An 18556-nucleotide genomic window follows, 5' to 3' on the forward strand; every position below is an offset into this window, starting at 1 on the left:
GGTCGGGGACTGGAATCGGTCGGAGCATCCTCACCTGGGGAGCGAGAGCCGGGCTGGTGAGCCAGGGGGAGAAGCTGGTCACCCGCATCTTTCCGAGCACGGCGGCGGGCATCCCCATCTTTCGGAAGGAATGGGAGAACACCCCCATTTGGATTCTCGATCGAGCGGACATCCTCACCTTCATGCCGCGGAAGGCAGGGGGATGGGGGAGCATATGCATGCATCTCACATGCATGCGGAGCATGTGCATGCCTCCCATGCGCATGCCGCCCACGTCCATGGGGGGGGCAGGAGGTAATTCGCGTAAGGAGAGAGAGAACTCCTGGCGACATCATGGTTTGAAAGGAGGCGATCATGAACGTGTTGAATCGTTTGCAGAGTGTTTCCAAGATTTGGAGGCCCAAAAGTCCCAAGGTCGTCCTACTCGATCCAGAGGCTGCATCGAGCAATGTCCCACACGAGGAAGCAGCCGGTTCCGACGGTGGGCAGCAGGTCGCCAAAAACGGTGTCCACGCGAACGGAGGAGGCTCTGCGTCCGAGTCGTTGGTGCCATACGGCTCGGCTACGGTTGAGCCGACCTCGGCTCCGGAACCCCGAGGAAAAAGAGGGGGCGGACTCCTTCTTCTTTCCCTTGGCGGCGGGATCCTTCTTCTGGGCGGCTTGGCGATTGCCGGCTTCTCCAACTGGTGGAACCATCTGCAGGTTCCCGGGTCGGTCGCAGACGAGGAGTATCATGCCTATGATCGAACCGTCGCGCAGTACGAGAAATGGAGAAACGAGATCCTGGATCGGATCAACGGAGCCGGTAATGGAGCGGCGCCAGCGAAAAAGTTCGGCATGTTCGAGGCCAAAACGCACCTGCCTCCGGAAGAAGCGGTCCATGCCTGTTTGCGGAGACATCTTCCCGGTTATGTGACGATCGTGTCGATCGAGCCGGTTGGCTACCGCACTGTCGGCAGCGCCGAGGAGTTGGACTATCTGGTGACCGTCGAGTCTGCGGTCGACCTCTATGTCGTTCCGGCTCTTGCCGCGCCAGGCCCACCCGATAATGCGCCCGAGCTGGTCAAGCAAGTCTGGCCCGATCTGCTTTGGGACGCGACGTTGCCTCCGGGAATGGAGTTTAAGGCCGGCGAGAAAGACCGCTACCTGCTGGCGAAGGCGGACCAGAAGTTGTCGTTTTTTTGGAAGATCGAGAAGGCGCAGATCGTCGATGGGAAATGGCGGATTCAGCGCGTTGCTCCAGCCCTATTGGAGTGGAACAATGGGTTTCTTGCCGTCGGGTTGGACAACACGTTGCAGGGAGGGAGTGCCATTCCTCCCTTGTTCCTCTGCCGAAGCAAGGATCTTGAGGAGTACTCCGCTTCCTTCGACCGATGCCTGGCGGAAGTCAAGAGGAGCTATGATGACATGGAGGCGGACATCGCCCAGGCAAAAAAAGAACTTGGGCTAGAGGTGGCAAAGGCTCCGGGAGGCATCCGGAAAGGGATCGATATGGCGCGGGTGAAGCAAGCCCGCTCGGATGCCTTTAACGAGGGAATGAATAAGGGTCAGGACTTCAGCGACAACGTCCTTGCCAATGCCGAAGGCACCACTGGGATGGGAATCGTCCCGGTTGCCGAAGTGGCAGCTCCCTTCCTATCAGGTCTGTTTCACAGCAAGAATGCGGAAAAGGAAGAGATCGCAAGGCAGCGCGCACGAGCCAGAGACGAGTATCGAGAACGCATGGCAAGACATGCCAGGCAAGCAAAGGAAGCCGAGCAAAAGGGAAATCAATATCAAGCACAGCAGGAGTCGAAGTTCGTTCAGGACTACCGGGATCTTGCCGGCAAGAGGGTGGCGGAGATTCGCCAATTCGTTCAGAAAACCGCCATGGCCGAGGATGAAGCGGGCAGAGCCAAGGACAATCGTGCTCTGAGGGAGCAGTAAGGAGCACTGTTCCCGCTTTTTCTCGCGCGCAGTAAGCCGCTCCCGTGGGGTATCGGTGGCCTGGAAATCCTTCCGAATCCTGCGCCGCCGCTCAGCCACCGCTCCGGCGGAGGTTTGTCTCCCGCAGGGAAAAGAGCTGCGAAGGCTGCTGCTCGTGGCCGTTGTGGGGGCCTCCTGCTTGCACGGCGCGATTTCCACGAGAGCCCGTGAGCCGGAAGGCAGCCAACACGAGACTCTCCTTCCGACCGGGGTGCGGATCGATCTCTCCCCGATTCGGGATCTCCATCTAGACCCGCTCTATGGGGTCTCCGGAGAGACAAAGGTCCCGGCCTCCGGCTCTTTCGCCATGGCGGCGAGTCCGACGAGCGATACGTTGCTGGTCTTGAGCTCGGGCTACAACCTGCGGTTCGGCTCGGACGGGAAGCCGATTCCGGAGCTCTCCCACGAATCCGTCTTTGTCTTCGATATTTCCCAAGGAGCGCCCAAGCAGGTGGCCGTCCTTCCGCTTCCGAACTCCTTTTGCGGGATTGACTGGAATCCGGACGGAAAGGAGTTCTACGTCTCGGGCGGGGGAGAGGATCGGATCTATGTTTTCTCCAGAACGGCAGACACCTGGGCGTCGGCCCGACCGCCGATCCCCCTGGGGCACGAAAAGGGCAACGGGATCGAGACGAAGCCCGTGGTCTCCGGGCTTCGCGCCGATCCGGAAGGGAAGCTCCTGCTCGTCGCCAACTACGCCAACGACTCGGTCAGCCTGGTTCGGTTGGCCGACGGGAAGAAGGTCGCCGAGCTCGATTTGCGCCCCGGGAAGATCGATCCCAAGGAGAGGGGAATCCCCGGCGGGGAGTACCCGATGGATGTTGCCTGGGTCGGAAAGGCGAAGGCCTATGTCGCCAGCTTGCGGGATCGGGAGATCGTGGTCGTCGGGGTGGAAGCGGAAAAGATGCGTTGCCTGGGCCGAATCTCCCTCCGGGGAGACCCGAACCGGATCGTGGTCTCTCGAGATCGGAGCCGAGCCTATGTGACCGAGGACAACTCGGACCAAATCGCGGCGATCGACACAAAGGCCGACCGGATCCTGGAATCGATTCCTTCTGTTTCCGAGCCGGGTTCCGTCAGGCCGGGAAAACCGCGCGGAGCCTCTCCGAACAACCTCTGCCTCGATCCCTCGGGAAAGTTCCTCTATGCCACCAACGGCGGAATGAACTGCGTCTCGGTGATCGAGCTTGGTCCCAAGGTACTGGGGATCGCAGGCGAGGTGCGGGAGGATGGGGCGGAGGCGAGGAGCAGGGTTGTCGCCCTGATCCCGACCGGCTGGTACCCGACGGCGGTCGCTTGCAACGGAAGCGGAAGCTGGCTCTATGTGGCGACCGGGAAGAGTGTCACGGGACCGAACGACCGGGGATTCGGGCGGCCGCTCCCGGCTCCGGGAGAACTCGTCAAGGTCTGGAGGTCGAAGAACGAGTATATCCTCCAAAAAATGGTGGGGAGCCTGCAGAGCTTCCCGCGACCCGATCCGGCGCTCGATCGTCGGCTCACCGAGACTGTCTGGAGGAACAACCATCGAATCGGTGCCGAAACGGGGAACGAGGCAATCCTGCGCGTGCTGCGCCGACGGATCCATCATATTTTCTACGTTATCAAGGAGAACCGGGGATACGACCAGCTCTTCGGGGATTTGAAACGCGGGAACGGGGATCCCGGCTTGGCAATCCTGGCACCCTACTGCCCCAACGAGCGGCGGCTGGCCGAGCAGTTCGTCCTCTTGGATCATTTCTTCGACAGTGGGGAAGTGAGCGGGGACGGCTGGAATTGGAGCACGGAGGGCCGGGCGATCGATATTACCGAAAAGACGGTGCCGCTCCACTATGCCCATCGAGGAGCTACCTACGATTTCGAGGGCGACAACCGGAACATCGCGGTGGGAATTGGGAACATGGACAAGAGGAAGGAGGTAGATCCCGGGCTTCCCGACGATCCCGATCTTCTGCCGGGAACCAGGAGCGTGGCCGCGCCGGACGGTCCGGAGGGAGAGGCGGGGCTGGGCTATCTCTGGGACGCAGCCCTGCGGAAGGGCATCACCGTCCGGAATTACGGGTTTTTCGGCGATCTGACCCGCTACCATCTGCCCAAAGAAGACCCTTTGTTCATTCCCCTTTCGCGGCATCCTTTTGCGGAGAGGATCATTCAGTTCTTTCCCGACAATGCCACGCTGGCCAAGGTCAGCGACCTCTACTATCGCGGCTTCGACATGAAGTATGCCGATTATTGGCGCTACAAGGAGTGGGAACGGGAGTTCGACGAGTATGCGAGGAAGGGGAATCTCCCCGCCTTGGAGCTGATCCGTCTTCCCCACGACCATTTCGGCTCCTTCCGCGAGGCGGCGGACAGGGTCGACACGGTTGAGGCACAGATGGCGGACAACGACTATGCGGTGGGTCTGCTGGTGGAAAAGGTCGCTCGGAGTCGCTACAAGGATGACACTCTAATCTTCGTGATCGAGGACGACGCGCAGGCTGCGGCGGATCACGTCGATGCCCACCGGAGCATCGCCCTTGTGGTGGGCCCCTTCGTCAAGCAGGGAGCCGTCATCCGCCGGAGGTTTACCACGGTGAGCGTTCTGAAGACGATCGAGGAGATCCTCGGCTTCGGGCCGCTCTGCTTTTATGACCAGGGCGCCGAGCCGATGACCGACCTCTTCGACCCAGCAAAGCAAAGCTGGAGCTACCAGGCGGTCGTTCCCGCCGTCCTGCAAAAGACCGACCTTCCGGTCAGGGATCAAGAAGGGGCGGGGGCTTCCGCCCGTCATGACGCCTCCTTTTGGGAAGAGCTCTTGGGCGACCAGGACTTCTCGGACGCGGACCAGCTCGATGCGGAGCGATTCAATCGGGCCTTGTGGATCGGCTTGAAGGGAAGGGAGAAACCCTGGCCGGTCCCTGCCGCGGCCGGAGAGTAGGACGGTCGGACCCTCCGCCGGAGGCCCGTTCGAGACCGTGCCTCACCGGAGAGAGGAGAAATCCCGAAGCGGACGGGCTTTCGTTCCGTCACGATTCATGCAATGAACGTGCCGGAAATGAGGAGCGGAAGTGTTTGTATATAATTGGCCACCAACGTCTTGGGATCTCAATAATCGCGACGAGGATTTGTCACACAAATGTAACAACATTGTCACACTCCTTTTTCTTCGAGTTGTGGCATAGAACATCGGGCGATCGCGGTAGGGTCCGGCAGACAGGCTGTCCCTGGTTCCAAATCGGCATGACGGGATCGCGAGGTTTCGTTCTGGGGAAAGAGGAGGAGAGATGAATTGTGCGGCGTACTGGTGGAAGAGACGAGCTTCTCGGTTGGCTGGGCTCTTGATCGCATCGGCGTTTCTGATCGGGACGGTACGCGCGGACGAGGCGGGTTCCACGGCAGCGGAGCCCGGAAGCGGCTCCGGGACCGGCGGAACGGCGGACAATGGCCAAGGGTCCGGCCAGGCGCCCGTCACCGGAAGCGGAAAAGCGAAACAATCGGGATGGGCAGGGATCGTCCAGCAGACGGAGCCGGAAAAACAGGAGGCCCAAAAGCAGGGCAGCGACGTGCAGATGCAGGAGGTGACCGTCTCAGGGGAATCCACGTCCTCAGGGGAAGCCGAGTGGACGTCGCCCGACCTGACCTCGGGCGAGCCCAACGCACCCATCCTGCCGACGGCGGCTCCGGTGGTCTCCACGTTCGGGACGCCGATGAACGTCATGGATACGCCGCGGCAGGTTACGCCGGTCAACCAGACGCTCCTGAGGTCGTCGGGAGCACTCTATCAGGGGTATATGGACCCGCTATCGATTTCCTCCATCCTCCCCACGGCTTATACGGAACTGAACTGGGGCATGGGTAACTCGGTGACGATCCGGGGCCGCCAGGCGCTTCCGTACGTCAACGGCATCGAGATGACCCTCCAGAATGACGGCATGCAAGGGGTGCCCTTCAGCTGGAACATGGTCGAGAACATGGATATCCAGGAAGGCCCCGCGAACGCAGTGTTCGGAGCGACCCAGGCGTCGACGGGCAGCGTCAACTACATCACCAAGCAGCCCTACTTCGATAAGTTCCAGGGCCGGGTCTGGGACACGACCGGCATGTATTCGCAGTACCTCTGGGGCGCAGACCTCGGCGGCCCGGTCGACAAGGAGGGCAAGCTCGCGTGGCGCTTCTCGTACATGGGACAGGACCAGGGTAGCTACTACGATTACGTCTACAATGATCAGCAGAATTTCTACTTCACGGTGGGATGGAAGCCCTACGACAACTATTCGGCCAACCTCTACGCCGACTATGGGATGTATAACTTCCAACCCGAGCTCGCGGACTTGATGAACCGGCCGACCAACAACCTGATTCAGAACGGCCTTTATAGTACCGGGGTGATGCCGGGATTCCCCGGCAGCATGTATCAGGGCGGACCGGCGACCGGCTCAGCGTTAAATCCCGCGTACAACACCTACGCGGGGCCGCTGGCGGGGGTCAATCGGCGTGCCACGATCATCAGCCCGTACGGGGGCGGAAACGCCAACAACGGTTTCGCCCAGCTCGTGCAGACGGTAAAAGTGAACGACGATCTCCAGATCGTGAATAATTCGTTCCTCTGGTACACGAAGACCGAGTGGTTGGAGCCGGAGCTCTATGCCATGCAGTATACTCCGGGGGACTACGAGTTCGACAACCGGACGGAGGTCCGCTGGACCTTCGATCCTCTCGCCAGCGAGCCCGAGAAGCCGAAGACGAAGGAGCAAAAGGGTCTCGAGAATGTCTTCGGCAAGCTCCTGCTCAAGAGCTCGGTCGATGCGGGCATTGAATGGCACTACCAGTACAATGACGACTACTTCTCGGAAAGCGCCTGGTCCTACGGCAACTCCTACAGCCTGGTCAATCCGATGAATCCCGGCCTCAGCAACCCGGCGCTCTTCTACCTGCCGGGAACCGCGCAGTTCAACAGCTTCGTCAATAACCCTCATTCCAAGGCGGGTTCGGGCGGCCTCTGGCATGTTCCCGGTGCTCCGGCGAACTACTACTACGAGCCGCTCAACGGCGCCTCGGGAAGCACCCAAGGCCAGTACTGGTCGATCGCGCCGTTTTGGCAGCACAACCTGCAGATCACGGACAAGTTTGCCCTCTACTTCGGCGCGCGAGGAACCGCTTACTTCTGGGACTACACCACCCCGCAGGGGCCGGCGGGAATGCCGCAGATCCCAGGACTTACGAGCGCAGCCCTAAACACGTCCTCGTTTGCGCCCCTGATCAACATCAGCCCTACCTACAAGCCATTCGACTGGATGACCGCCTACGTCAACTACAACTGGTCCTACGTGAACAACGTGGCGGTGATCGGCGGGGCCGCGCCCACGTTCAATGAGGCCTCGTTCCATCTGGTCAACCAGCTGATCGAAGGAGGTGTCAAGTTCAACCTGCTCAACGACAAGCTTTTCATCACGGCTGCGGGCTTCACTCAGAATCAGGAGCTCAACAACCTCGGTTTGCCTCCAACCCCCGCCACGATCACGGGATACGAAGTGAACATTGCCTACCAGCCGAACCGCAACTGGTGGATACGCGCTGGCTACATCGACATGCATGGCGTCGAAAACTGGTCGGCACTCACCCACGGACCGAGCATGCGCCAGGACTACTCCACGGCAATGGCGTACCAGGAGGGGTTGGCACTCAACACGAACCTCGGCCTTCCCTCCGGAATCTACAACATGATCGGCTTCCCGGAGCAGTATGCGAGTGCGACGATCACCTACACCTCGGACATGGGGCTGGGAGGGACGTTGCAAGGGATCTTGATGAGCAACCAGTATCTCGACTACTTCGGCAGTGCCTCGATCCCGACGCAGTACATTTTAAATGCCCAGGTGTTCTATGTGCAGCCGAAGTGGGAGGCGCGGCTCTACATCTATAACTTCACGAACAACAACTACTGGCTGCCCTTCGGCTTGGGGTCGGCCGGAAGCCGAGCCTTCGACGAGAGCTCGATCATCGCGGGCTGGCCCTTCTGGGTCGAAGGCAACGTCGTCTTCAAGTTTTAGTGGGAAGCTCGGAGGTATTTCGCTCGTCGCGAGAAACCGGAAGGCGGGGCAGAGAGCCCCGCCTTCCTTTTGGCGCGGTGGAGTCAGGCAATTTCATTGCAAAGGCGCTCTTGCCAGGAGCGTACGGGCGCGCATAGTCAGCTTGTTTCGAGGGGAGAAGGGATGACCAATCTGAGAACGCACGGCTGCGGGGGGAACGCACGCCGAATCGCCCTGGTCTTGCTTGCTGCCGGGATCGCCGGGTGGGCCGCGCTGGCCCGGGTGCATGCCGGACCCGAGGCCTGGGAAAGTCGCTTGGTCGACCTTCGCGTGGTGACGAAGAGCGGGGGCGGGCGAACCCTTCGCGGGATCGTCGTTTCGGCCGACGGCCGGCTGCTCACCGTGACGTCGGGTCTGGAAGACGCCTCACGGATTGATGCCAAGCGCTGGAACTTTCGGCCGGTGCGCTGCACGGGTTGGCTCGGCTCCGATCCCCGAACGGGCTTGGTGCTCTTGCAGGTGGAGGGAGCCGATCTTTCAGCGGTCCGGATCGTGGCGGCGGACAACCTCCCTCCGGAAGGCGGAGAAACCTTCACCGTGCCCCGGCCGAGCCCGGAGGAGCCAAAGCAGGAGGCGGCCTTTCTCCGGTTGTCCGGACCGGGAGTTCCGTCGGGTAATGGGGATCTTCTTTGGCTTGGCGGAAAGGTAGAGGAGATCCTGCCGGGGAGCCCCGTCTTCAACGAGCGGGATCAGTTTGTCGGTTTGGTCACGCTCGTGGATGCCGACAACCATCGCCTGTGCGTCGCGAGGGTGAGCGCGCCGTTGGAGCTGCTGGATCGCGTTGATCTGGCGGCCGAGGCAGCGGCGATGCGGCAGAGCCTGGAAAAGGTCGCAGCGCGGGGGCAGGATCCCGCCGTGACGAGCAGCCCGGCCTGGCGCGATCTACAGGCTGCCGTTGGCCCCAAGGAAGCGGAGGTGGCGGCCGATCGTCTCGTGCAGGCGGCTCCGCGGTCGCCGTCGGCTTGGACGGCTGCGGCGTTTTCCTATTGGCAGGCGAGGGCTCTGGAGAAGGCGGAGTTTGCGGCGAAAAAGGTGGTCGCATTTTTCCCCCAGGACCCTTCCGCCGTGCTCCTGCTCGGAGAGATCGAGGCGGCGCGAGGCCGTTACGGGCCCGCGATCGACGCGATCTTGGAAGCGAAGGAACGGGGAGCTTCGACCGCGGAGGTCTCGCTTCTCCTGGGAAAGTGCTTTTTTGCCGAGGGACAGTGGGAAAAAGCGTGCGATGAGTTTCGCGCCTATCTTCGGTTCCGGCCTCGGCATACTTCCGCGTGGCTCGCGCTTGGGCAGACCCTCCTCAGAGCCCAGAGCTGGGACGAGGCCGTCAAGGCCTACACCCGGGCCGCGCGGCTCAACCCCCAGTCGGTTCGCGCCTGGGCAGGTCTAGCGGAGAGTTGTCGACAGGCCAAGCGATGGGAAGACGCGGCCTCGGCCTACACCGAACTGACCCTGCTCGAGCCGAAGAATAGCGGGGCCTGGTTCAATTTGGGGCTGGCACTCTTGCACAGCGATCAGCCCTCTTTCGCCCGAGCTTCCTTTCTTCGGGTGGTGCAACTCGATCCGAAAGACCGGGAAGGCTGGTTCAATCTGGCCGTGTTGAGCCAGCGCGCTCGAGATGCCCGGATGGCGATCCAGGCCTATCGGAAAGCGATCGAGGTCGATCCCGCGTTCGGCGCGGCTTGGTTCAACCTGGGAGTGGTCTATCGGGAGATCCGCCGGTATGAGGATGCTTCCCTGGCGTGGAAAAGGGCCGAGGCTTTCCTCCCGGGAGATGTTCGTCCGATCGCGAACCTCGCCCTGCTGGAAGACGCGCTTCACCGGCCTTCGGAGCGCGATCTGGAGCTTCAAAAGCTCGATCAGGTGGATGCGGGGCTGGCCCAGCAAATCCGGTCTCAGATTGCTCTCGGAGCGCGGCAAACCCGATAGGGCAGCAGAGAAGAACCGCTTCCTTTTCGCTTCCTTTTGGCTTGTTGCGGTTCGTAAAAAAAAGCAGGATGCGGCCCCAATGAGAGGGTTTTGCGTCGCCGTCGCTCTTGCCGCGTTTGTTGGGATCGGAACAACTCGTGCCGAGGAACCACCTTCACAGGCACCCGGAGAGGCGGCACAATCGGGGGAGGAGAACATCGTGACGACTCCATCGGGGCTAAAGTATGTCGATCTCGTGGTGGGCCGGGGCAATCCGGTTGGGCCCGGCAAGCGGGTCACCGTGGACTACGTCGGGAAGCTGGAGGACGGCAAGGTCTTCGACAGCTCGCAGTCTCATGGGAAGCCTTTTACCTTCGTCATGGGCCAGCGGGGAGTCATTGCCGGTTGGACCGAAGGGATCGCCACGATGCGCGAAGGAGGGAAGCGCAAGCTCATCATTCCTCCCCAGCTCGGGTATGGCGCGGACGGAGCGGGAGACGTGATTCCCCCCAATGCCGTGCTGCTCTTCGATATCGAAGTGCTCAAGGTGGAATAGATCGGCCGTCGGTCATCCCCATGGCAGTAAGAGGGATTGGTTTTGGCTTGCGGGAAAGCTCTTCCCCTTGCACGCTAAGGATGGGCATGAAGACCACTCTCATCAGCACTAAGATCGTTCCCGAGTTCCATCGGCAGATCGGAAGCGAACTGGAGGCTTTTCTCCAATATTTGGCGATTGCCGCCTACTTTGAGAAAGCCGCCTTGCCGCGACTCGCCGCTTACTTCTCCCGTCAGGCCGAAGAGGAACGAGGACACGCGATGCGTTTTCTCCAGCTCTTAGTCGATAACGATGTGGACGTGGCGATTCCCTCCGTTCCCGCTCCCGAGGTGCAGTTTCGCGATGCCGAACATGCCGTTACGCTCTCCCTGGAACGAGAGCTGCGTGTCACGGAGGAGATCCATTCCCTTTTGCGCCTGGCCCGCCAGGAGAACGATTTCACCTCCGAAACCTTTCTCCACTGGTTTGTGAAGGAGCAGCTGGAGGAGGTTTCCTCCGTCGATCAGCTGCTGAAAATGATTCAGAGAGCGGGAAATCATCGCCTGTTGCTGGTGGAAGATTTCCTGGGTCGATCGGATCAGATGAAGCCGTCCAAGAAGGAGAGCGAAGGCGGGTAGAGAACTCCGCTCTCGCGGATCGCGCAGCCGCGATTCCGGCGAATCGTCTTTGCGATACGCGCAACGGTCCATTTCTTGAAGAGGGAAACGCACCCGTAGCTCAATTGGATAGAGCGTTGGCCTCCGGAGCCAAAGGTTGCAGGTTCGACCCCTGCCGGGTGCACCAAGAGCCAAGCGGGAGCCGTTTTCGGATCTGTAGAGGAACTGAGCAGCGGACTAGGCGCAAGGGAGGGGAGTCCGGGACAGGGGGAGCATGACACTATCGCATGAGAACGCCATCTCGGCGTGAGGTGATCCTGTCCGGACGGCTAGTGAGCAGCCGGGATATCCATCGGCGTGTCAGAAAAGTGACGAAAGAAGGAGGGTAAGAATGAGTTGGGAACAGGTGGGCGCCCTGATCGGGGCGGTGGTGGTGATCGTTTTCGTCGGCTTTGTTTTGCTCGCGTTTCGATTGAAGCGCCTGCTGGGCCGATTGGAGGAGGTGTCGCACGAGGTCTCCGAGGTTCGGGCCGATCTTGGCGCTTGGGAGAAGGAGCTGCGCACGGTGCGGGCGGAAGCCCAAACCATGCGGGGGGAACTGCAGAGCACGCGCGGCGAGCTGCAGAACTTGCGGACGGAAATGCACGACCATTGGGCGACGATGGCAAGCGTCAAGGAGCTGCTTCGCCGAGAGCTTCCCAATCATGCAAATTCCAGCGGTGCTCTGCCTCCCGCTTCAACGGCGGAGCCGGCTTCGGAGCCCAGCCGAATGACGCCTGCGGTTCTGGCGGAGCGTGGGGAATCGACCGCGAACGATTGGCTCCGGCAGGAGACCCTGCGGCGGTTAAGCGGATAGGCGGTTCAGGAATTCGGTGCAGAAGTGGCGATAGCTTACGGCACCGACGCTGGATGGGTCGTAGGCGGTGATCGGCTTGCCATGGCTTGGCGCTTCGGCAAGGCGGATGGAGCGCGGAATGATGGTTTGAAAGAGGAGTTCCGGAACGTGTCGGCGAACGTCCTCGACGACCTGCTGGCTCAAGTTGGTTCTTACGTCGAACATCGTCATGAGGATCCCCAGGATGCGCGTGCCCTTTCCGCTCTCGACCGCTCCCAGCTTGGGGAGAAGGTCGAGGATCTTCGATAGCCCTTCCAAGGCGTAATACTCGCATTGGAGCGGAATGAGGACTAGGTCCGCGGCAGCGAGGGCATTGGCCATCAAGAGGCCGAGGGAAGGGGGGGTGTCGAGCAAAACGATGTCGTAGTCCTGTTCCTCGCGCAGCGGCTGCAGGGCCCCTCGCAGCTGGAAAAACGGAGATTCCGATGCGGCGAATGTCGTTTCGATCGCGGCTAACTCCAATTCTGAGGGAACAAGCGCGAGACGTGGAAGGAGCGTAGAGACGATCTGCTCGCGAATCCGCTTCTCTCCGAGGAGAACCGAACGCAGGCTTCCGCCCGGCGGAACCACGCTGCCCAGGCCGCTCGTCGCATTCGCCTGAGGATCGGTATCGATCAGGAGAACGCGCTTCCCCTGTTCTGCCAAGCAAGCCGCCAGATTGATCGTGGTGGTCGTTTTGCCGACTCCTCCCTTTTGATTGGCAACCGCAATCACTTTCATTGCAGGGGCGACAGTGCGACAAACTTGACAAGTGGGCAAAATGTTTTTATGTGCCAGGACTCTGTTCTTGCGATGATCGCCGTTGAAAACTTGACCAAGGATTATGCGGGATTCCGTGCCGTGCAAGGGATCTCCTTTTCCGTGCAGAAAGGGGAGATCGTCGGATTTCTCGGACCCAACGGCGCCGGCAAGACGACGACGATGCGGGTTCTGGCCGGTTATCTGCCTCCGACGGGCGGCAGGGTTTCCGTGGCTGGTCACGACATCGTCGCGGAATCCCTGGAAGCCAGGAGACACGTGGGATACATGCCGGAAAACGTGCCGCTCTATACGGATCTCCGGGTGAACGAATACCTCGCCTATCGTGCTCGCCTGAAGGGTGTCAAGAGGAGCAAGGTCAAAGAAAGAGTAGAGTCCGTCAACCGTCTTTGTCATCTCGACGACGTAAAACACAAGATCATTGGCAACCTGTCGAAGGGCTATCGGCAGCGGGTTGGGCTGGCCGACGCCTTGGTTCATGACCCCGATCTCCTGATCCTCGACGAGCCGACAATCGGTCTGGACCCCCATCAGATCCGTGCGGTTCGCGATCTGATCCGCTCCCTGGGTGAGCGTCATACCATTTTGCTTTCGAGTCATATCTTAAGTGAAGTGGAAGCCGTCTGCACCCGGGTGTTGATCCTTCATCGGGGACGGATCGAGGCTGCCGACACGCCGGAGAATCTTGCGCGTCTGGTGCAAGGAGGAGGCGCAGGAGTGCGACTGGAAGTCTCCTGCCGTCCGGCGGAAGGGGAGCGGGAATTTGCCCGGCTGCCGGATGTCGAGTCGGTCCATTGCTGTTCGGAACAGGAGGGATGGTCTGTCTTCGAGATCGCGTCCAAGGCGGGAAGAGATATTCGAGACGGGATCTTTTCGGTCGTACAGAAGCAAAACTGGCGCCTTCGGGAGATGTCCCGGCTGCGGGCTTCCCTGGAGGATATTTTCGTGGAGCTTACACAGGATTGACTCTGCCGCGCAGGAGGACAAGGGCGGCGTCTTGCGCGAAGCCTTCGCGAGAAAGAAAAGGAAAGTAGATCATGGTTCTTTGGGTTCTCATCCAACGGGAGATCAAGAGCTTCTTTATCTCCCCGACAGCGTACATCGTCCTTTTTGCTTGCGCCGTGATTCACGGGCTCAATTTCGCGTTTTGGCTCGAGTATATGACGAGCAACAACATCAAGGATTTCACCCTGCTCCAGGCTTCGGTAAACTCGTTTTTCTTCTGGTTTCTTTTGTTGATTCAAGCGCCGATTTTGACGATGCGCAGTTTTGCCGAAGAAAATCGATCCGGTACCATTGAGATGATCTTGACCGCCCCGGTTCGAGAGTGGGAGGTGGTTCTCTCCAAATTCATCGGCGCCATGAGTTTTTTTAGCGTACTTTGGGTGCCGCTCGCCTTGGATTTTCTCGGATTGCGGCTCCTCTGGGGACATTCCTTGGGATCGAGCGGCAGCATGGAACTCCTCTCCCTGGCGATGCTGCTGCTCCTCGGGGGCCTTTTTTTGGCGATCGGAATATTTGCTTCCTGCTTGACGCGGAGCCAGATGGTCGCCGCCATTCTTTCTTTCGGGGCGATCTTTGCGATCTTCTCGCTCTCTTTCGTTGTTTATCTGGGCTTGATCGGTCAGACGCGGGATCTGGTCACTTATTTTTCCTTCCTCGACCAGATGGACACGTTTTCTCGCGGCATCTTCGATTCACGCCCTCTGGTCTTGAGTCTTTCGGGCATGACGTTTTTCCTCTTCCTCACCGAACGCGTCCTCCAGTGGCGGCGGCTGCGTTCTTGATGGCTCGTTCATGAAGACCCATTCTCCTTCCCATCCCCTTCGTCTCCAGTTGCGGCTCAACAACGCCTTCACCATCGTCTTGTCGATGGCGATTCTGGTCATGGTAAATTACTTGGGATACAAGTACTACTACCGGCAGGACCTCTCGAAGAGCAGGTATTACCAGTTATCCGAGAAGACGATCCACATCCTCCGTTCCCTGACGGAGCCGGTCCGAGTGACCGTCTGCTTGGTCAACAACTCGCCGGTTCGGACGGAAATCGATAATCTGCTTCGGCAGTACAAATACGTAGCGGGCGACAAGCTGCAGATCGAATATATCGATCCCGCGCTGCATCTGGATCGGGCTGAAGCGCTGGCCAAGCGTCTCAAGTTCGACCTGCGGGAGAACGTGGTGATCTTCGAGTATCGGGATCGACATAAGTTCGTCAATGACAAGGACATGGTCGACTACGACATGGGGGGAGCGATGCTCGGGCAGTCCCCTCGAGTCAAGGCCTTCAAAGGGGAGCAGCAGTTCACGGCTGCAATTCTCTCCTTGGTGGAGGGAAAGTTGCTGAAGGTCTACGTGACCACGGGGCATGGAGAGCGGGAGTTTGGGAACATGAGCACCCCGGCGGGATATGGAGAGATCGACCTTCGGATTCGCCGGGAGAATGTCGAAACGATCCCACTGGATCTCGCGGAATTTCCGGTGGTCCCGTCAGATGCCGACGCGGTGATCGTCGCGGGACCGAAGGTTCCCTTTCGGGCTCCGGAAGTGGAAGCAATCACGAAGTATGTGGCCGCGAAAGGGAAGCTCTTTCTCTTGGAAGGAGCGGAAAGCGTCTCGGGCCTCGAGCCCTTGCTGGCAAAGTATGGAATTCGCCTGGATAACGATCAGGTAGTTGCCTTCGGGAAAGTGGGAGGCATGACCGGAGAGATCCTCATTACCACCGCGCTGGGCACTCGGTACGCGGACCACCCGGCAGTTCGGGGATTGCAGGGCTTGAGCCTGCAGATGCCCGATGCCCGTTCGCTGAGCCCCGTGCCGGATCCGCAGAACGCCAACGCGCAGAAAGTGGTCGCTCTGGTGCGGACTCCCGAGGCGTTTTGGGGGGAGACCGATCCGAAGGAGGTTGCCGAGCAGAATGCAAAACGAGACCAAGGGATAGACATTCCTGGGCCTCTCGCGTTGGCGATGCTTTATGATGGGGGTGAAGTTCCCGGCCAGGGGATTCATGTCGTTGGGACGCGCATTGTCGCGGTTGGGTCGTCCGCGTTTTTGGTCAACCAGTATATCGACGGGGTGGGGGTCGACTTTTTCTTGAACGTTCTCAACTGGATGCTCAAGAGGGAGGTGGCATTGGGAATCTCTCCCAAAGCTGCACAGGAGTTTTCTCTATCGGTTCCCACGTTCCAGAGACAGTCGGCGAGCAGCTTTGCTCTGGGAGTCGTACCCTTGGCTTGCGCTTTGCTCGGCGTCGCCGTCTACTTCGCCCGAAGAAAATAGGCACGGTTTGTGAAACAGTTTCGTTCTGGACTCCTATTACTGTTGGTCGCCCTGGTGTTATTTGGTTACATCACCTTGGTCGATCGGGGGAAGCAGTCCACAGAAGAGCAGCATCGCACCGAAAAGCAGATCTTTCGCTTCAAGAGCCAGGACGTGAACTGGCTGCGCATCGCCGCGCCGGACCATTCCGTGACGCTCGAGAAGAAGGACAATCACTGGTGGATTGCTTCGCCCATTCGGGCGGAGGCCGATGACTCCGCCGTGGAACGCCTTCTTACCGAGATCGAGTTCTTGGAGTCGGAGAGGACGATACCGGCCAAAGAGGTGGGGAGTGCCGAGCTTCTCAAGCAGTGGGGCCTGGCAGCACCCTCGCTGACCGTCGAGTTTCGAGAGGGGAAGGAAACCCGTGGGCTTTCCATCGGGAGGAAAACCGCCGTGCGGGATCTTCTCTACGCGAGAGCGGCGCAAAACCCGGATGCTCCCGTCTATCTCGTCAACTCGGCAGTCGCGGATCGTCTCAATAAGAACGTCGATGACCTTCGAAACCGGGTGGTGTTTGGGTTCGACAGCCTTTTTGTCCAACGTTGCGGTGTCGAGCAAGCCGGGAGTACGCCGCTGAGCGTCGAGGTCGTACGGCAGGGGACGAAGTGGCAACTTCTCAAGCCGCTGACGGCTCGTGCCGATGCAACCAAGGTCGATGAATGGCTCTCTTCGCTGACGACGCTTCGGGTTCGAAAGTTTGTTTCCGATGACGGCGCGGCCTTGAATCAGTATGGTTTAGCGAGTCCGAGCGACCAGATCTGGGTCGATCAGAAAGGGGAAAAACCGATGGAGGAGAGGCTGCTCATCGGTTCACCCGTCCCTGGCGCGCCGAGCGACGTCTATGCCAAGAAGCTCTCGGGGAATGCGGTCTTCACCCTCCCTGCGGCCATGGTGCAGCAGATGGCTCGCGGCTTTTTCCAGAACGTGCGCGATCGCCATGTCGTGCCGTCCTTTTCTGTAAGCGAAGTGGTTCGTCTTCAGGTTGAGCAGAACGGGAAAAGCATCGGATATGCAAAGAGGAGCCAAGGATGGAGTGTGGACGGCGACGGCTATAAAGGGATCGTCGATCCGGAGCGGGTAGAGGCTTTCTTGCGGTCGTTGCGGGCGCTGGAGACCCAGGCGTTCGTGCAGGACGTCCCTTCGGATCTCCGTGCGTTCGGATTGAACCATCCGGAGGGAAAGGTTTTGATTCAAACGGTGGAAGCAGGAGGCAGCAGCCCGACTCCCGTAGAGCTTTTGATCGGCAGGAGTGAGAAGGACGGTACCTACGTCAAAAACTCCTCGGAGCCGTTCATCTATCGCATCGCTTCGCAATGGCTGCAGGATCTTCCGAAAGAGGCGTGGCAGTGGAAGAACCGGGAAGTCTTGCAACTGCAACCCAAGGACGTTCAGGAAGTGCGGCTCGCCTTCTCCTCCTCTTCCGTTACGATTCGGATCTCGCCGGATGGCCGAATTCTGCTCAATGGAGCGGAAGGAGCGGCAGCCCCGCAGGCCAAGGCGGTTGTGAGCCGGCTCTGGCAACTTCGCGCGGTGCGCTGGATCGGTCCCGTTCGGCCGGAATATGGCTTGAGCAAGCCGGAGGCCACGATCGTGATCCAACAAGCATCCAGGGCGATGACGATCCGCATCGGAGCGCTTCTCCCCGATGGAGGAAGAGCCGCACAGGTTGAGGGAGACTCGTTGGCCTTCGAGTTCAGCGCGGCCGAGTTCCAGGCGCTGGGCGAGCTTGCACGGGCAGGACTGAAGCCGACGACACCCGGTCGGAGTTGACGGGCCGAGGCTCTCCGTTCGGAGAAGGCGGCGTTGGAGAGGTGCCTTCCGAGGGAGATCCATTTTCGCGGTAGCGACGCAGGGCCCGGTGGACGAGGAAGAAGGTTGCTCCCGCCGCCGGTAGGCCGATCACGAGCGAGCCGAGTGTCATCGGCCATCCCCATCGCATCAGGCCTTTCCAGCTGACCACGTCGCGAAACACCATGTGTCCCATGCGCAGGGCATGATCGTGATTGCTGTAGCCTAGGAGAAAAGCGCCGATCTGGTACTCGAGCCAGAGAAGTCCGGGCACGAAGGGCAGGGCAATGTCATGGGCCGCCACCCCCAGAGCGGCGGCGACTAGGTTTGCGCGCAGGGGCCAAGCAGTAACAAGGGCGAGTACCGTCTTGAAGCCGAAAAACGGGGTGAATCCGTAGAAAATGCCGACGGCGAAGCCAAGGGCGAGGGGGAATGGGTCAGCCCGGAGGTGAAAGAGTTTTTGGTGGGGGTGACGCGCGTGCTCTTTGAGAAAGCCCCAAAATTGACGAAGGCGCGATTTCATGATGCGCAAGACGACCGGGGAAGGCAAGGCGCCCCCGGGAAAACGTTCTTCTTGAACCGGACCTTAGAGACCAAGATCCTCGCTGTTGCGACAAAAGGCAAGCTCGCGGTCTAGCCTGCATATCTCACAAGCGATCTCCTGCGGCTTGCGAAATGGACCTGTCTGCTTCGTTGCGCCTTGGTT

At 60.0% G+C, this 18556-nt stretch carries 13 protein-coding genes and 1 tRNA gene; 12 read left to right on the forward strand and 2 right to left on the reverse strand.

Annotated elements, in window-relative coordinates; translation table 11 throughout:
• The first annotated feature begins 354 nt into the window (after positions 1–354).
• The 8 genes from MAMT_RS07125 (at position 355) to MAMT_RS07160 (ending at position 11943) form a co-directional block, all read left to right on the forward strand.
• A complete protein-coding gene (locus MAMT_RS07125; protein WP_142660296.1) occupies positions 355–1926 on the forward strand; it encodes a hypothetical protein in 1572 nt (523 codons plus the stop codon).
• Positions 1927–1981: 55 nt separating this feature from the next.
• Positions 1982–4882, forward strand: coding sequence for a bifunctional YncE family protein/alkaline phosphatase family protein (locus tag MAMT_RS07130; RefSeq protein WP_142660297.1), 2901 nt, complete (start codon positions 1982–1984; stop codon positions 4880–4882).
• A 346-nt stretch (positions 4883–5228) separates the two neighbouring features.
• Positions 5229–7994 (forward strand): TonB-dependent receptor, encoded by a 2766-nt coding sequence (locus MAMT_RS07135; protein WP_142660298.1) that lies wholly within the window; start codon positions 5229–5231, stop codon positions 7992–7994.
• A 162-nt stretch (positions 7995–8156) separates the two neighbouring features.
• Positions 8157–9956, forward strand: coding sequence for a serine protease (locus tag MAMT_RS07140; RefSeq protein WP_142660299.1), 1800 nt, complete (start codon positions 8157–8159; stop codon positions 9954–9956).
• Between the two features lie 199 nt (positions 9957–10155).
• Positions 10156–10491 carry an FKBP-type peptidyl-prolyl cis-trans isomerase gene (locus tag MAMT_RS07145; protein WP_374729435.1) on the forward strand — a complete coding sequence of 112 codons (336 nt, stop codon included), beginning with the start codon at positions 10156–10158 and terminating at the stop codon, positions 10489–10491.
• An 86-nt stretch (positions 10492–10577) separates the two neighbouring features.
• A complete protein-coding gene (locus MAMT_RS07150) occupies positions 10578–11108 on the forward strand; it encodes a ferritin (protein ID WP_142660301.1) in 531 nt (176 codons plus the stop codon).
• 89 nt (positions 11109–11197) lie between these two features.
• A tRNA-Arg gene (locus MAMT_RS07155) sits at positions 11198–11274 on the forward strand.
• Between the two features lie 204 nt (positions 11275–11478).
• Positions 11479–11943, forward strand: coding sequence for a hypothetical protein (locus MAMT_RS07160; RefSeq protein WP_142660302.1), 465 nt, complete (start codon positions 11479–11481; stop codon positions 11941–11943).
• Here MAMT_RS07160 and MAMT_RS07165 read toward each other — a convergent pair.
• Entirely contained in the window at positions 11932–12702 is a 771-nt protein-coding gene (locus MAMT_RS07165; protein WP_142660303.1) for a ParA family protein, read from the reverse strand. The two genes, MAMT_RS07160 and MAMT_RS07165, sit on opposite strands and share 12 nt — an antisense overlap.
• 72 nt (positions 12703–12774) lie before the next feature.
• On the opposite strand from MAMT_RS07165, the gene MAMT_RS07170 reads away from it, so the two are divergent.
• From MAMT_RS07170 to MAMT_RS07185, 4 genes are all read left to right on the forward strand, one after another.
• The gene (locus MAMT_RS07170; RefSeq protein WP_142660304.1) at positions 12775–13707 is read left to right on the forward strand and encodes an ABC transporter ATP-binding protein; all 933 of its coding nucleotides are present in this window, start codon (positions 12775–12777) and stop codon (positions 13705–13707) included.
• Positions 13708–13778: 71 nt separating this feature from the next.
• Entirely contained in the window at positions 13779–14528 is a 750-nt protein-coding gene (locus MAMT_RS07175; RefSeq protein ID WP_142660305.1) for an ABC transporter permease, read from the forward strand.
• A 10-nt stretch (positions 14529–14538) separates the two neighbouring features.
• Positions 14539–16020 carry a GldG family protein gene (locus MAMT_RS07180; protein ID WP_142660306.1) on the forward strand — a complete coding sequence of 494 codons (1482 nt, stop codon included), beginning with the start codon at positions 14539–14541 and terminating at the stop codon, positions 16018–16020.
• Positions 16021–16029: 9 nt separating this feature from the next.
• The gene (locus MAMT_RS07185) at positions 16030–17832 is read left to right on the forward strand and encodes a DUF4340 domain-containing protein (RefSeq protein ID WP_142660307.1); all 1803 of its coding nucleotides are present in this window, start codon (positions 16030–16032) and stop codon (positions 17830–17832) included.
• On the opposite strand, the gene MAMT_RS07190 is transcribed toward MAMT_RS07185, so the two are convergent.
• Entirely contained in the window at positions 17756–18373 is a 618-nt protein-coding gene (locus tag MAMT_RS07190; protein WP_142660308.1) for a DUF2062 domain-containing protein, read from the reverse strand. The genes MAMT_RS07185 and MAMT_RS07190 overlap by 77 nt on opposite strands.
• Positions 18374–18556 lie beyond the last annotated feature (183 nt).

Source organism: Methylacidimicrobium tartarophylax (assembly GCF_902143375.2).
In the GTDB taxonomy this organism is placed as follows: Bacteria; Verrucomicrobiota; Verrucomicrobiia; order Methylacidiphilales; family Methylacidiphilaceae; genus Methylacidimicrobium; species Methylacidimicrobium tartarophylax.

Bases quoted from the DNA above. Each gene is read 5' to 3' on its own strand.
- MAMT_RS07180 (WP_142660306.1), top strand. From the start codon at position 14,539: ATGAAGACCCATTCTCCTTCCCATCCCCTTCGTCTCCAGTTGCGGCTC.
- MAMT_RS07140 (WP_142660299.1), top strand. From the start codon at position 8,157: ATGACCAATCTGAGAACGCACGGCTGCGGGGGGAACGCACGCCGAATC.
- MAMT_RS07135 (WP_142660298.1), top strand. From the start codon at position 5,229: ATGAATTGTGCGGCGTACTGGTGGAAGAGACGAGCTTCTCGGTTGGCT.
- MAMT_RS07175 (WP_142660305.1), top strand. From the start codon at position 13,779: ATGGTTCTTTGGGTTCTCATCCAACGGGAGATCAAGAGCTTCTTTATC.
- MAMT_RS07190 (WP_142660308.1), bottom strand. From the start codon at position 18,373: ATGAAATCGCGCCTTCGTCAATTTTGGGGCTTTCTCAAAGAGCACGCG.
- MAMT_RS07125 (WP_142660296.1), top strand. From the start codon at position 355: ATGAACGTGTTGAATCGTTTGCAGAGTGTTTCCAAGATTTGGAGGCCC.
- MAMT_RS07160 (WP_142660302.1), top strand. From the start codon at position 11,479: ATGAGTTGGGAACAGGTGGGCGCCCTGATCGGGGCGGTGGTGGTGATC.
- MAMT_RS07170 (WP_142660304.1), top strand. From the start codon at position 12,775: ATGATCGCCGTTGAAAACTTGACCAAGGATTATGCGGGATTCCGTGCC.
- MAMT_RS07150 (WP_142660301.1), top strand. From the start codon at position 10,578: ATGAAGACCACTCTCATCAGCACTAAGATCGTTCCCGAGTTCCATCGG.
- MAMT_RS07165 (WP_142660303.1), bottom strand. From the start codon at position 12,702: ATGAAAGTGATTGCGGTTGCCAATCAAAAGGGAGGAGTCGGCAAAACG.